The sequence below is a fragment of the Arthrobacter sp. OV608 genome (genome assembly GCA_900110595.1).
Classification (GTDB): Bacteria; Actinomycetota; Actinomycetes; order Actinomycetales; family Micrococcaceae; genus Arthrobacter.
This window is the reverse complement of sequence record FOEZ01000004.1, coordinates 327,796-341,433: the sequence shown is the minus strand read 5'-3', so window position 1 is coordinate 341,433 and position 13,638 is coordinate 327,796. Positions and strand designations below refer to the sequence as shown.

General features: G+C 67.2%; 12 protein-coding genes. 6 read left to right on the top strand and 6 right to left on the bottom strand.

Annotated elements, in window-relative coordinates; translation table 11 throughout:
* Positions 1 to 23 precede the first annotated feature (23 nt).
* The 4 genes from manA to BMX78_RS08045 are packed head-to-tail and all read right to left on the bottom strand — an operon-like array spanning position 24 to position 4,773.
* On the bottom strand, positions 24 to 1,271 hold the full coding sequence (gene manA / locus BMX78_RS08060) for a mannose-6-phosphate isomerase, class I (protein WP_091418450.1): 1,248 nt from the start codon (positions 1,269 to 1,271) through the stop codon (positions 24 to 26).
* Positions 1,272 to 1,308: 37 nt separating this feature from the next.
* On the bottom strand, positions 1,309 to 2,985 hold the full coding sequence (locus BMX78_RS08055) for an LCP family protein (RefSeq protein WP_091418449.1): 1,677 nt from the start codon (positions 2,983 to 2,985) through the stop codon (positions 1,309 to 1,311).
* Positions 2,986 to 2,995: 10 nt separating this feature from the next.
* Complete coding sequence (gene purE / locus BMX78_RS08050) at positions 2,996 to 3,580, bottom strand: 5-(carboxyamino)imidazole ribonucleotide mutase (protein ID WP_091418447.1); 585 nt, start codon at positions 3,578 to 3,580, stop codon at positions 2,996 to 2,998.
* On the bottom strand, positions 3,577 to 4,773 hold the full coding sequence (locus tag BMX78_RS08045; protein ID WP_091418446.1) for a 5-(carboxyamino)imidazole ribonucleotide synthase: 1,197 nt from the start codon (positions 4,771 to 4,773) through the stop codon (positions 3,577 to 3,579). Before BMX78_RS08045 ends, purE begins: the two co-directional genes overlap by 4 nt.
* Before the next feature lie 175 nt (positions 4,774 to 4,948).
* On the opposite strand from BMX78_RS08045, the gene BMX78_RS08040 reads away from it, so the two are divergent.
* Positions 4,949 to 5,518 (top strand): GtrA family protein, encoded by a 570-nt coding sequence (locus tag BMX78_RS08040; RefSeq protein WP_091418444.1) that lies wholly within the window; start codon positions 4,949 to 4,951, stop codon positions 5,516 to 5,518.
* 21 nt (positions 5,519 to 5,539) lie between these two features.
* Here the strand turns inward: BMX78_RS08040 and BMX78_RS08035 are convergent, their stop codons facing one another.
* Positions 5,540 to 6,238: a TIGR03089 family protein gene (locus BMX78_RS08035; protein ID WP_091418443.1), complete on the bottom strand. Its 699-nt coding sequence runs from the start codon at positions 6,236 to 6,238 to the stop codon at positions 5,540 to 5,542.
* 392 nt (positions 6,239 to 6,630) lie between these two features.
* Here BMX78_RS08035 and BMX78_RS08030 point away from each other — a divergent pair, with 392 nt between their 5' ends.
* From BMX78_RS08030 to BMX78_RS08020, 3 genes are read left to right on the top strand one after another with little or no spacing between them, the layout of a single operon-like run.
* Positions 6,631 to 7,164 carry a WhiB family transcriptional regulator gene (locus tag BMX78_RS08030; RefSeq protein WP_091418441.1) on the top strand — a complete coding sequence of 178 codons (534 nt, stop codon included), beginning with the start codon at positions 6,631 to 6,633 and terminating at the stop codon, positions 7,162 to 7,164.
* Positions 7,165 to 7,193: 29 nt separating this feature from the next.
* Entirely contained in the window at positions 7,194 to 10,523 is a 3,330-nt protein-coding gene (locus BMX78_RS08025) for a glycosyltransferase family 2 protein (protein WP_091418439.1), read from the top strand.
* Complete coding sequence (locus tag BMX78_RS08020; RefSeq protein WP_286138849.1) at positions 10,516 to 12,189, top strand: DUF5719 family protein; 1,674 nt, start codon at positions 10,516 to 10,518, stop codon at positions 12,187 to 12,189. Before BMX78_RS08025 ends, BMX78_RS08020 begins: the two co-directional genes overlap by 8 nt.
* 34 nt (positions 12,190 to 12,223) lie before the next feature.
* Here BMX78_RS08020 and BMX78_RS08015 read toward each other — a convergent pair whose 3' ends face one another.
* On the bottom strand, positions 12,224 to 12,736 hold the full coding sequence (locus BMX78_RS08015; protein WP_091418438.1) for a metallopeptidase family protein: 513 nt from the start codon (positions 12,734 to 12,736) through the stop codon (positions 12,224 to 12,226).
* A gap of 119 nt (positions 12,737 to 12,855) precedes the next feature.
* Between BMX78_RS08015 and BMX78_RS08010 the strand changes: the two genes are divergently transcribed.
* Both BMX78_RS08010 and BMX78_RS08005 read left to right on the top strand, forming a co-directional pair.
* Positions 12,856 to 13,245 (top strand): DUF3499 domain-containing protein, encoded by a 390-nt coding sequence (locus BMX78_RS08010; RefSeq protein ID WP_091418436.1) that lies wholly within the window; start codon positions 12,856 to 12,858, stop codon positions 13,243 to 13,245.
* A gap of 77 nt (positions 13,246 to 13,322) precedes the next feature.
* A complete protein-coding gene (locus BMX78_RS08005; RefSeq protein ID WP_091418435.1) occupies positions 13,323 to 13,559 on the top strand; it encodes a hypothetical protein in 237 nt (78 codons plus the stop codon).
* Positions 13,560 to 13,638 lie beyond the last annotated feature (79 nt).

Below are 13,638 nucleotides of genomic sequence, written 5' to 3'. Positions count from 1 at the left end.
GCCGCCGGTTGCTGAGCAGGCTGCTAAAGGCCAGTGGTGACTGCGAACGCCAGGGCAGGTTCGGTGCTGCCGGCTACCGGGTGGACGTTAACGGGCGCCTCGGCGGCCGGCAGGAAGGCGCTGCCGCCGCGCGAGAGCTGCAGATCGCCCTTGGGGGAGTCCAGGTAGATGTCCCCGGCCACCACAATCACCACGGCGGCGCCGGACTGGGCCAGCGGAACGGGGCCCGCGTCCGGCGCGAGCTCGATACGCTGGAGCTGGAATTCCTCGAAGGGCGGCCGGAAAAGCTCCTGGTCCATGACGGTCCGCTCGGCCTGAAGCATTGGCACGGCGACTGGCTGGAAGTCGATGGTCCGCAGCAATTCCGGGACGTCGACGAACTTCGGTGTGAGCCCGCCGCGCAGCACGTTGTCGGAGGACGCCATGACTTCGACGCCAAGCCCGTGCAGGTACGCGTGCACGTTCCCCGCCGGCAGGTAGACGGCCTCGCCCGGCTCCAGCGATATCCGGTTGAGCAGCAGTGAGATCAGCACGCCGGGGTCACCCGGGTACTTTTCATTGAGGCTGATGACCGTGGCCAGTTCGGTTTCGTAGGGTGCCAGCGGAGCTCCGGCCAGCAGCGCGGCAACCACCTGGGCAGTGTCGTCAGCTACTGACTGGCCGCCGGTGATCAGCCGCTCGAAAGCGGCCCGCAGGCCGGCCCCTTCATCACCCGCCCGGAGATCCTCGAGCAGGGTACCGATCAGCGCGGGTGGCTCGCCTTCCACCTGATCAAAGGCTGCCGCAACATGCTGCAGGATTTCGCGGGTCCGGGCTGCCGGGCGGAAACCGCAAAGCGCCTCGAACGGCGTCAGGGCAAAAATCATCTCCGGTTTGTGGTTGTCATCCCGGTAATTCCGGTTGGGGGCGTCAGGGGCGAGGCCCTGCGCGTTTTCCCGCGCAAAACCGGCCCTCGCCTGGTCAAGGCTGGGATGGACCTGCAGGGACAGCGGCTGTGCGGCAGCCAGGACCTTGGCCAGGAAGGGGAGGCGTGGGCCGAAACGCGCCACCGAGTCGGAGCCGAGGAAATGCTCGGGGTCGCGCGAGATCAGCGCGTCCAGGGCAGTGGCGGAGCCGTCCTCCGGAACGCGGGCCACGGAGGGCGAGTCCGGGTGCGCGCCGATCCACAGCTCAGCTTCGGGACGGCCGGACTCGGGGCGCCCCAGCAGGGCCGCGATGGCCGTTGTTGATCCCCAGGCGTAATCCCGGAGGACGTTCTCAATCTCGTACAAGTTGGTGTCCGTTCCTAGGTCTGGAGGGAAAGTGGGCTTACAAGGGGGCGCACTGGCCGTTGGTCGCCACCAGTTCACGGATGGCTTGTTCGTCGCCCTGGCGCTTGAGCCCGTTGAGCAGGGACTCGGTGATGGGTTCACCGTCCGGAGTGGTGGTCACCGGCGTGAAGTCCGCCGAGGGAGGAGACTGCTGGGTCCGGATTCCGCCCCCTGCAGCCGGCGCTCCAGCGGCGGGCGCTGCGGGAGCGGGCGCCGCGGGAGCGGGCGCCGCCTGCAGGTGCCCGGAGGCGGCCGCCGGAACCACCAGCATGTCATCGGCGGTTCCTGCAGACTGGGCATCCGAGGCCGAGGCCAGCAGCTGGTCCACACGCTCGTGGATGATGTCGAAGTCCGGAACCGTGGAGAAGGAGGCGTCAAAGTCCGGCGGGCCGATGGTGAGCCGCTTGGCTTCCTTGCCCTTTGCCTTGATGGCCAGGTCCAGGAAGCTGCCCAGCTGCGAGGAGGAGATATTGGAGTCCACAACCTTGGTTCCGGCGTTGGCGATGTCCTCGAACTTGGCCAGCAGGGTGGCCGGGTCCAGCTGTTTGAGCATGGCCTGCTGGACGCACTGCTGGCGCGCGATCCTGGCGTAATCGTCCACGAATTCCCGCGAGCGGCCGTACCACAGGGCGTGGTAGCCGTCCAGGGTGTTGTCGCCGGCCGGGATCCAGCCCAGCGGCATGCCGTGAATGCCGTTGGCCTCGTCGATGGTTTCCCCGCTGATGGGCACCCAGCCGCCGGCCTTGATCCGGATGCCGCCCATGGCGTCAATGAGCTTGGAGAAGCCGTCCATGTCCACCAGCACGTAGGCCTGGATGTCCATGCCCAAGGTTCCGGAGACGGCTTCCAGGGTTGCCTGCGCACCGGGGTCCGCCACGCCGGGGTAGAGGTCCGCGTGTTCGTTGGTGACCTCAGTGTTGATGGCGTTGATCAGGCACGCGTCGCCGCAGTCGTACCCGTCGGGGTAGATGGCGCGCATGGGGGAGTCCGCGCTGAACTGGGCGTTCTGGAAGTTCCGGGGGATGGAGATGATTGCCGTCTGGCCGGTCTCGGCATCGACACTCAGCACGGACAGGCTGTCCGGGCGCCTGCCGGTCCGGTCATCCCCGGCGTCGCCGCCCATCATCAGGAAGTTGTACCGGCCGTCCACCGGTTCCATGGCGGGGCCGGCCGAGAAGATGCTGCCGATGGCGTTCCGGCCAACGTTTAGCAAGTAGGCGGCGTAGCCCAGCGAGCCGCTTCCCAGCACCATCGCCAGCACCAGGGCAATCACGACGGCGGGACGGGCGGGCGGCGCCAGCAGTACCGGGCGGATGAGCCTCAGGGTGTTGATAAAGAGGATGGCCCAGCCAACGGCCAGCGCCGCCATCACGATGATGATGGCCAGGGAGGCGAGGGGGTTGGTGATGATGCTGATCAGCAGGCTCCGGTTGACCAGCAGCAGGATGACGGCCAGTACCAGGGCTGCCCAGGCGCAGAGGGTTACGCGCAGCGCAGCCCGGCCGAGTTTGCGGTCGCCCGCTACGAGTTGGGCACTGCCGGGCACCAGGAGCGTCATCAGGACCAGCACAAAGCCGCGTTTAGTCCGGACCTGGGGTGAGGCGCTCACCGGGTAGCGGACGGGGTCGGTCATGGCAGTGTCCGAGGGGGACTGCTGGATCTTGCTGCTGGACATGGCCGCCTCCCTAACGGCTGCCCCGGAGCGTTCCGTTTCCCTCTGCGAAGACCTCACTGACCTTCTGCCGGAGGTTTGCCCCCTTGCGGGTGGCCACGGCATTGAGGTCGGCGGCGAATTCGATAAGGTCGGCGCGCAGCGAGGCGGCAAGCTCATCAGTGCCTGCTGCCAGCATCCGGACTGCGAGGAGTCCGGCATTGCGGGCTCCCGCGATGGAAACCGTGGCTACCGGAACACCGGCAGGCATCTGCACGATGGAGAGCAGGGAGTCCATACCGTCCAGGGTCTTCAAGGGAACGGGCACTCCGATCACGGGGAGCGGTGTGACACTGGCCAGCATGCCTGGAAGGTGGGCGGCGCCACCGGCGCCGGCAATGATGACCCTCAAACCGCGCTCGTGCGCTGTCTGGCCGTAACGGATCATTTCCATCGGCATCCGGTGTGCCGAGACAACGTCGGCTTCGAAGGGAATGCCGAACTCCGCCAGGGCGTCCGCTGCCGCTTCCATTACCGGCCAGTCGGAGTCCGAACCCATCACCAGGCCTACCAGAGGGCTGGCTGCGGTGCCTCGGGCCGGGGTAGCTTCGGCGCTCATGCGTTCTCCTCAAGAATTGCTGGCGGTTCTTCTGCCGGCACCCGCCCGTCCCGGATGATGCCTGCCACCACGGCGGCCCGGCGTCGAACGGAGTCAACGTCCGCCGTCGACGTGCCTGCCAGGTTGACGTGGCCGATCTTGCGGCCGGGGCGCACGGATTTGCCGTAGCAGTGCACCTTGGCGGCCGGTTCGCTGGCCAGGGCCAGCGGGTAAGCGGAAAACAGGTCCTGGTTGTCTCCGCCCAGGAAGTTCTTCATCACCACAACCGGTGCCAGGGCATCTGTGGCACCCAAGGGCAGATTCAGGACCGCCCGGAGGTGCTGCTCGAACTGGCTCGTCACCGCACCGTCCTGGGTCCAGTGCCCGGTGTTGTGCGGCCGCATCGCCAGTTCGTTGATCAGGAAGCCGGCACCTGTTCCGGGCGTTTCGAAGAGTTCCACCGCCAGGACGCCAGTCACTCCGAGTTCATTGGCAATCCTCAGCGCGGCGTCCTCGGCCGCGGCGGCAACTTCCACGGGGATGTCGAGGGCGGGGGCGATGACTTCGTCGCATACGCCATCCACCTGGACAGTGTGTACTACCGGCCACGCCCGGGCTTCCCCGTCCGGTGTGCGCGCAACCAGCGCAGACAGTTCCCGGGTGAATTCGACTTTTGCTTCGGCGAGGAGGGGGCTCATGGACTCGAACCAGTCACTGGTTTCGGCAGCCTCCGCGGCGGAGGAGATGATCCGTACACCCTTGCCGTCGTAGCCGCCGCGCGGCGTCTTCAGGACTACCGGCCAGCCGGTCTCCTCGCCGAATGCGACCAGTGCGGCAACATCGGCGACGGAAGCCCAGACCGGATTCGGCAGTTCGAGGCGGTCGATGGCAGCGCGCATGACGAGTTTGTCCTGGGCGTGGACCAGGGCGTCCGGGCCGGGCTGGACGTTGACGCCGGCTTCCTGCAGGGCCCTGAGATGGGCCGTGGGAACATGTTCGTGGTCGAACGTCATCACGTCCAGGCCCTTGGAGAATTCCAGCAGGGTCTGGAAGTCCTTGTAGTCGCCCACCGGCGAGGAGGACACTGCAGACACGGCTGAAACGTCGTCACTTTCGGCAAGGACGCGCAGTTCGAAGCCGAGTGCTGTTGCCGCTGGGGCCATCATTCGCGCAAGCTGGCCGCCGCCAACCACACCTATTACTGGAAAAGTCACATGGGCCAGCCTACCGAAAACCGCCGGGTATCCCGCCTTCGGGTCGGGGCGGCGGTTGAGTTTTTCGGCGCACGCGGCGCCGGATGGAGCAAGTTTGGGGGGCTTCCATCCAGCTTTGGGGGCTAAAATAGGCCTCTGGCCGTGTGGCCCATAGTTTCAACGGCCATGGAGGGTCATGTTTAGCGCACTTTCAGATCGCATCCGGGGGCTCGCCTCGCTTTTCTGGCGTGAGGTGGCCAAGTTTGGTGCCGTCGGCGGTGTGGCATTCGTCATCGACAACGGCCTCACGTATTTCCTGATGCACGGAGCGATGTCGGACAGCGAGGCCAAGGCCCGCTTTGTGGGCGCTTCGGTGGCCACGATCTTTTCCTGGATCGCGAACCGCCTCTGGACCTTCCGGCACCGCCGGCAGGCCAACGTGCTGCGCGAGTTCCTGATGTTCATCCTCATCAACGGCATCGGGATCGGGATTTCCACCGGATTTACCGCCCTGGCCAAGTACGGGCTGGGCGTCACGGACAAGAACCTGCTCTTCCTTGCCGGCGTTGTGGGCATCCTGGTAGCAACAGTGGTCCGGTTCTTCGCCTACCGGTTCCTGGTGTTCAACCAGGAACTGGACCAGGAGCCCGAGTTCTCGCACGACCACGAGCTCATCGAACTCCACCATGCCAAAGGTGCGCACGCCCATGCGGATGTGGCGGAGCCCGAGCCTTTTGCCGGGGACCCCGCCCAGCCCCAAAAGTAGGGGCGCCGCCCGGGCCAGCCTTCAGCTGCCGTGGATGCGTTCCGCGGCGAGCAGCTTCCCGGTATCCGCAACGTCAGGGTGCGTGAGCACCACTGAGCCTCCGCGGCGCCAGGCGCCGAGTGCATCGGCCAGCGCCGCTTCAAGCCCGCCGCCGCCCGCCACGTGAAGCCGGACGCCTTCTTCATGGGGCACCGCGAAGCCGTCCAGCAGGTCCTGGTGGAGGTGCCGGCGCCCGTCAGATGTCACGATGGCGCAGGCGGCTGGATCCGGATCGACATGCTGCATAAAAACATCCCCGTGGGAGCGCACCTCGGCCGCGTAGTCGAGGAAGCCGGCCGGAAGTCCGCCGTCCCACCGCATGGCAAGGGCCGGCAGCGCCACTGCCACCACGGCGTCGTACTTTCCGTTCACCGCATCCGGCGCGGCGGTTGCCAGGAAGTCGGCCTCCTCCCCGTTCAGCACGGTCTCAAGGCCGAGCTGCCAGGCGGCCAACGCCCACACCATGGACTTCCAATGCGCCGGAAGGTCCAGGGCCAGCCGCATGCCGGGCCCGGCGTCCAGTTCGTCCTGCAGCAGGTTGCTGGTTTTGGCCACCCAGTTGTCCAGCACCTTTCCGGACAATTCCACGCGCTCGGAGTCCGGGCCGTACCAGGTGAGCCGCGGGGCCGTGGAATTGCCGGAGCGAAGGCTGGTCATCAGATCGATTGCGGGGGTATTCATGGCTCAATCCTGCCACCCGCCGCTCGGCGGGTCATCCGGTCGTCCGAGCCTGGTTCCATCGCACCAGTGCCGCTGTGATCTTTATCACTTCCGATGCTAAGCGTGCTTGCTATTTTGATGAAAAGCGGCTATTTTCCGCACCAACTGGGACCTTTTGGCATTCCGGCGCCTACTTTTCGCCCCCTCGGCCCCGCTGTGGCGCCGGAGCCGCAGAAAATCCCGGGCGTGGCGTGCGAAACTTCGCAGGATTTACTGATTATTATCCGGGCAGCGGCTTGACTCACCCTAGTTACACGCGTGTAATTAGATAACTAAAGGCAACTGCGTAAATACCGGCACACAACCGAGTGTCCATGTATCCAGGCAGTCGCTGCAACATCAGGAGGGTCGCCGTGGGGCAAGCAGAGCGTATCCAGGAAGATGCCGTCGTCGCCGGTCAGGCAACGGCGAAATACCGTTCGCGGGGGGTGCCGAGCGATTGGTACGTTGACCCTGCCGACCCTGATGCGGCGGAGCGGTACAACACGAACAACAAGGACTTTCTCCAGGACCAGGCCACGGCATTCCTTGCCGCCCATGAGGCCCTCCTGGATGGCGGCGGGGACCCTGAGGACGAGCTGGACCCGCCCATGGAACTGGCGGCGGCCGGAACGGCGCAGCCGGTCTGGATCGGCCTGCCCTTCCAGCAGGACTTTGATGACGAAGGCGAGCTTGGCTGGCAGACGGACGCCTTGTGCGCCCAAACGGACCCGGAGGCATTCTTCCCCGAAAAGGGCGGTTCCACGCGCGACGCGAAAAAAGTATGCGGTGCCTGCAACGTGCGGTCGCAATGCCTTGAGTACGCGCTGGCGAACGACGAACGGTTCGGCATCTGGGGAGGCCTGTCCGAGCGTGAGCGCCGGCGGCTGAGGAAGCGAGCAATCTAATTCATCAGGATGTTCACGTCACTGCCGTTGTGGTTGCCCACAACGGCAGTGCCTATCTCCCCAGGACCCTGGCAGCACTGGCGGACCAGACCCGGCCCGCGGACTATGTCATCGGGGTCGATACCGGCTCCCGCGACGATTCCGAGGTCCTCCTCCAGCAGGCTCTGGGCGGGGCGCACGTCGTCAGCCACCGCGGGAAGAGCGGTATGGGCGCTGCCGTCTCCGCCGGCCTCGCCCGGCTCGCCCCCTGGCGCGGCGAGCCAGGCGCGGGCGGGCCGGAGTGGATTTGGCTGCTCCACGACGATGCCGCACCCGCCCCGGAAGCCCTCGCTGAGCTTCTCACCGCTGTTGAACGCGCACCGTCTGTCACTGTCGCCGGCTGCAAGCAGCTGGATTGGCACGCTGAACGCCATCTGATAGACGTCGGCCTGTCAACGAGCCGCTGGGCCGAACGGCTCACACTGATCGACGCCGACGAACTGGACCAGGGGCAATACGACGGCCGCACGGACACGTTCGCCGTTAACTCGGCGGGCATGCTGGTCCGCCGCGACGTCTGGGAGCAGTTGGGCGGCTTCGACCCCGCGTTGCCCGGCAGCGGCGATGACGTCGACTTCTGCTGGCGCAACCGGCTGGCCGGACACCGGGTGGTGGTAGTTCCCGCAGCCACGATGTTCCACGTTGCCCACCGGCCCCATGCGCTGGGGAATGCTGCTGCAGCCCGGAAAGCACAGGTCCATCTGCGCCTGAAGCATGCACCGCTGTGGATGGTTCCTGTCCACGCTGCAGCCGCCCTGCTGGGAAGCATCTTCAAATTTGTGCTGAGCATTGCCGTTAAGGATCCCGGGCACGGCATCACGCAGCTCGTTGCGACGTTCGCTGCGCTGGCCAGGCCGGGCGCTGTTCTGAAGGCCAGGCGGACCGCCCGGAGGACACGCCGGATCAGGCGCTCCGTCATCCGCAAGCTCCAGACACCGAGGCGGGAGGTCTGGAGCCACAGGCGTTCGCTGATGGAAGCCCTGGGGTCGGACGCCACTGCAGTCGACCACCTAGAACACGACCCCCTGGCGCATCAGCCCACCGGTGACGCTTCGGACGACTTCGCGGCGCTGGCCACGAGTAAACGCGGCTGGGTGGGCAACGGGGCGCTGGCCGCAATTATCATCGCCTCAGTCACGTCGCTGCTGGGCCTGACCGGACTGTTCGGAGCCCCTGCAGTATCAGGCGGTGCCCTGATCCCCGTGTCCGCCGGGCTGGGCGAGATCTGGCACCACGCGTCCAGCTGGTGGATCTCCCTGGGCGCCGGACTCCCGGGGCGCGGCGACCCCTTCGGCTATGTCCTCTGGGTCCTCGGCGTACTCGGTGGCGGCGACGCCAATGCGGCCATGGCCTGGCTGCTGCTGCTCAGCACGCCGCTGTCCGGCCTGACCGCCTGGTTTGCTGCCGGTGGACTGACGGTCCGCCGCCGGCTGCGCCTGGTGGCGGCACTTTTCTGGGCCGGTGCTCCCGCCCTGCAGGTGGCACTGAACCAGGGCCGGGCAGGGGCCCTCATTGCCCACATCATGGTTCCCCTCCTGGCGCTTGCCCTGCTGCGCGCTACCGGTTCAGCCGTGGGCCAAGGCCGCTTTGAGGCCCCGGCTCCCGGCGACCAGCGCTTCGCCGACAGGCCGCCAATTAAACCCGGGATCAACGGGATGCCGTCCTGGACCGCGGCGGCAGCTGCAGGCCTGGCCATGGCGGTGGTGACAGCTTCCGCGCCTTCCCTGCTCCTTCCCGCCACCGCGGCAGTAGTGCTCTGCGGGCTCCTCCTTGGACGCCGCGGGCGCACGGTCTGGTGGGCACTGCTGCCCACGGCCGCCCTGTTCATTCCCTTCGGACTTTCCACGCTCGACCGGCCCCGGGCCTTACTGGCAGACCCCGGCGTGCCGCTGGCCTTTGACGCCGCACCGTTGTGGCAGCAGCTCCTCGGACAGCCGCTCGAGTTCGGCCCCGGTGGCGGCCTCTCCGGGCTCCCGTTCTTCGCCGACGGCGCCCTGCCGTGGGCATCACTGCTGGCGTTCCTGGTGGCCGTGCCGGTCCTGCTCCTGGCTGTAGCCGGACTTTGCCTGCCGGGCCAGCGGACCGGAATTGCCCGGTTGTTGTGGGTTATTGCCATCATCGCCCTGGCCGGTGGATGGCTTGCAGGCAACGTGGCCGCCGGCATCAATGCCAACACCATGGTGACTGCCTTCCCCGGGCCGGCGGTTTCTGCCGCGGCCTTTGCCTTCCTGGGTGCCGCCCTGCTGGGGGCGGAACAGCTCCTTGGCCGTGCAGACAGGGCTGCAGTCACGGGCACGAAGCACAAGCTGACGCTGCGGTCCGCCACAGCGTTGGGCACGGTGCTCCTTGTTGCAGGACCGCTGGCCGGCATGACGGCCTGGTCGGCGCAAAACCTTCTTCGAACGTCCGCCGTGACGTCCCAGGCGCCCGCCGGCGCCGGTGCACCGCTGGGCACACCCCGCCTGGTGGAAGCCGCGGGCCGGCGTATCCTCCCGGCAACGGCCATCGACAGGGGGACCGGCCCCGAACAGACACGCACCCTGTTGATCAGCACCCGTGACGACGGCACCTATGACGCCTCGTTGATGCGTGGTGCGGGCACCACGCTGGACAGCCTCTCCGCCATCGCCTCCGCGCGGAACATCCTGGGCGCCCCGGGCTCCGAAGCAGTCCGGGACGACGACGAGGTCACCGCCGCAGTCCGCCGTGTGGTGGCCACCCTGGTTGCAGGCCAGGGCGTGGATCCCCGGACCGACCTCGAACAACTGGGCGCCGGCTTTGTGGTGCTGCGGGCCGCCGATACCGCCGCGCAACTGACCGCCAGCAGGATGGATGCGGTGCCGGGGCTTATTGCCGTAGGACAGACCGACGTCGGCTGGCTCTGGCGCATCGCTCCGCTGAACCAGCCGGCGCTGCAGCCGGCAGACATCACCCAGCGCGTAAGGATTGTTGATGGCAAGGGCGCCGCGATCGGCCTGGTACCTTCAGGCCACGACGACGTCGACGCCCCCATTCCCGAGGGTCCTGAGGGCCGCCTGGTGGTGCTCGCAGAGCGGGCAGATCCGGGGTGGACTGCGTGGCTGGATGGCCGGAAGCTCACAGCCACCACGTCCGGATGGTCACAGGCTTTCACACTGCCGCCCACGGCGGGACACCTGAGCGTGCGGTACGAAAACCCGGCCGCCCTGTGGGCCGGGATCGCCCAGGCCGCCGTCATCGGACTGACGGTGATGCTGGCCATCCCCATGCCGGCCCGGCGCCAGCGGACCGGCCTGTCCCGGGATGAAGGCTCGCTGCGTAAGGAACGCCAGAATGCATAACAACCCTGTTCACCCTGCAGCACCGCACGCGCTGCCTGCCGGCGGGGAAGCGGAAACCGAGGAAACCGAGGGGAGCCCGGACCCGGCGAAGCGCACCGGCAGCGGACGCAAAGCGCTCGTGACCGGGCTGCTGTCGGCTGCGGTCATCATGGCCGGTGCGGGAGCAGTGGTTGCGGCCGGATCCTTCCTTCCGCAGCCCGGCTCCAGCCGCAGCGTGCCCGCGGGGGTGTCCGCGGTTCCGGCCGGGACAAGCGTCGGGGTCTGCCCGGGACCCGCCCGCCTGCTGGAAGGCACGGAAGCGGGCACGGACCCGCAATTCAGTCCCGAGTCGGAGACTGCTGCCAGTACAGTCACCGGCGCCGTCCTCAGTGCCGGCGGCGTGCTGCCGGCAAGCCGCCTGTCGGAACTCAGCGGCCGGACCGCCGTCGAAATCGCCAAAGGGCCCGGCCCGTCCGCTGCCGCCGGCGCTCCGCAGGAGCTCCTGGCCGGGGTTGTTGCAGGGCGGCAGGTGAACCAGGTGAGTGTGCTCAGCGCCGATGCCACCACCAACCAGAAGGCCTCAGCTGCGGCCGGCATGAAGTTCACGGCAACCGACGGCGACCTGCAGGGGACGGCAGCCGCGAACTGCCAGCAGCCCTCGAACGACCAATGGCTCGCCGGTGCCAGTACTACGGTGGGCCGCACGTCCGTGCTGATGCTCACCAACGCTTCATCCACACCGGCCACCGTGAGCCTGGAGCTGTTTGGGTCCAACGGACAGATCCAGGCGCCGGGAAGCCGCGGCCTGCTCGTGGCGCCCGGTACTTCACGGGCTGTAGTTCTCGCCGGGCTCGCCCCGGGTGAAGCCCAGTTGAGCGTGCATATCCGCAGCGCCGGCGGGCCGGTCGCTGCCGTCATCCAGCAGAGCGTCCTGCGGGGACTGACCCCGGGAGGTGTGGACTTCATAGCCCCCGGTGCAGCACCGGCTGTGCGGCAGGTGATGACCGGCGTCGACATCCAGGAGGCGGGCCAGGTTGCTTCGCTCACGGCGAAGTCCGGATATGAGGACGCCGGACCGGCCCTGCAGCTCACCGTTCCCGGACCGTCGGACGCCGTAGTGGAGGTCAAGCTGTACGGGCGGGACGGCCAGAAGGCCCTGCCGTCCGGCGGCGTGATCACCGCGAAAGCGGGTGCAGTCACGGAAATTCCACTCGCCGGGGTCCCGGCCGGCCACTACACGGTGGCTGCATCGTCGGACGTCACTTTCGTGGCCAGTACGCGGATTACGCGCGGACTCCAGGACAGTAAAGCGGTAGATGTCGCCTGGGCGGCATCCGGAGTCAGGCTCGGCAGCCAGCACGTGGTCCCGGTTCCGCCGGGCGGCCAGCGCACCCTGGTTTTTGGTGCCCTGGAGAACCGGGCCACCATCACGTATTCGGCCATCACCGCAGACGGCAAAGTACGGGCGCCGGCCACGGCGGACATTGCCGGCGGAACAACGGCTTCCATCGCGGTGCCTGGGAAGGCTGACGATTCGGACGTCGTCGGCTACGTGGTCTCGGCGTCAGGAGACGCTGCCTATGGTTCCTTGCTGCTGCAGCAGGACGGCCGCGACGACATCTCGTCACTGGCATTCCTCCCGGCCGCTGCCGGGCAGGAAACGGTACCCGTGACCCTCAGCTACTAACGACGCCTCTTCAGCCGGCCCTTAGTACAGGCCCTCAGTACCGGCGCCGGTAAACGGGGTCCAGCGTTTCGGGGGCAACACCCAGCATTTCAGCCGTGTGTTCCACTACCACGTCATGGACCAGGTCCTGGAGATCGTCGACGCCCCCGCACGCCTGCTCCACCACGCGCCGGTACACCGTGATCATGGGGCCGTCCTGGTCCGTTGCAGGGATGTAGGCGCCCATGGGTGCCGGGGCCGAATTCGCTGCCAGCTGTTCGAGGTCCGGAGGGATCTCATCCACGCCGAACCGCACGCCGTCGAGGGTCTTGCCCCAGATATCGTGGAGCCGCTGGGCGGAGTCCAGGACCATGTCATCGAACCGGTCAGAGCGCGTGCGGTAGCCGGGATGCGTGGGGAGCATCACTTCGCCACGGAGACCGCGTCCATGCCGGTTCCGGCGGCGGGCCATAAAGCTTTTGCCGGGCATTCCGGTGCCCGGGTCCTTAACGGCACCCGGGTCAGCCAACCGGACCGTAAAACCTGATTCATGGTTCGATGACTGCATACATCGACTGTAAACCCGGGCGAACAATTACGCGATACATTGTCCCCGGCTTCACGGGCGCGTCGACCCGAAGCGGCAATGCGCCGATATGCGGTGGACAGCGAGTAGTCTGGGATGTCGTGGGAGCTATCCGTCAGTGTTCAAGATCTGCGTGCCGCCAGTCAGCGGTGGCTACCCTGACGTACGTCTATGCCGATTCCACTGCAGTCCTTGGTCCGCTGGCCACCTATGCTGAACCGCATTGTTACGATCTGTGCGAGCAGCATGCAGGCTCCCTGACCGTTCCCCGGGGCTGGGAAGTCCTGCGCCTGGCCATGCCCACCACTCCGCAGCAGCCGGGCCCGGATGACCTGCTGGCCTTGGCCAATGCGGTGCGGGACGCCGCGGCCTTGCCGGCCCAGCCGCCGTCGACCCCAGCCAAGCGCGGGCCGCACTCAGCCCTCGAAGCTCCGGCTGGAGCAGAAGGTACCCGGCGCGGCCACCTGCGCGTCCTCCGGGAACCGTCCTGAACGCATCTGGCGGTACGCTGGAAGCTGCAATTCCGTCCGCTACCGGCGCCAGCGCGCCCGTCAGGGAGCATGTATCAATGCCAAAGATCAGTCCTGAACTGCTGTCCGTCCTGCGTTGCCCCGTGACAGGTTCGCTGTTGGTGCAGGAGGGCGAGGAGCTTGTAGCAACAGCCGGGGACGAGTCCGGCGTCAGGCCCCGGTACGCCATCGAGGACGGGATTCCGCTCCTGCTTCCGCCCGAACTGCTGGCAGCCGCCGCCTCTGCCGGTTCAGACCAGCACGACGCAACCACTGCTGCGCCGCCGGCAGGGTAGCCCCACATCCCTTTCGAACCACAGGCCCACCAGGCCACCGGCACTCCGCTGCCGCAGTTCCCGGACCCAGCACCGGCGT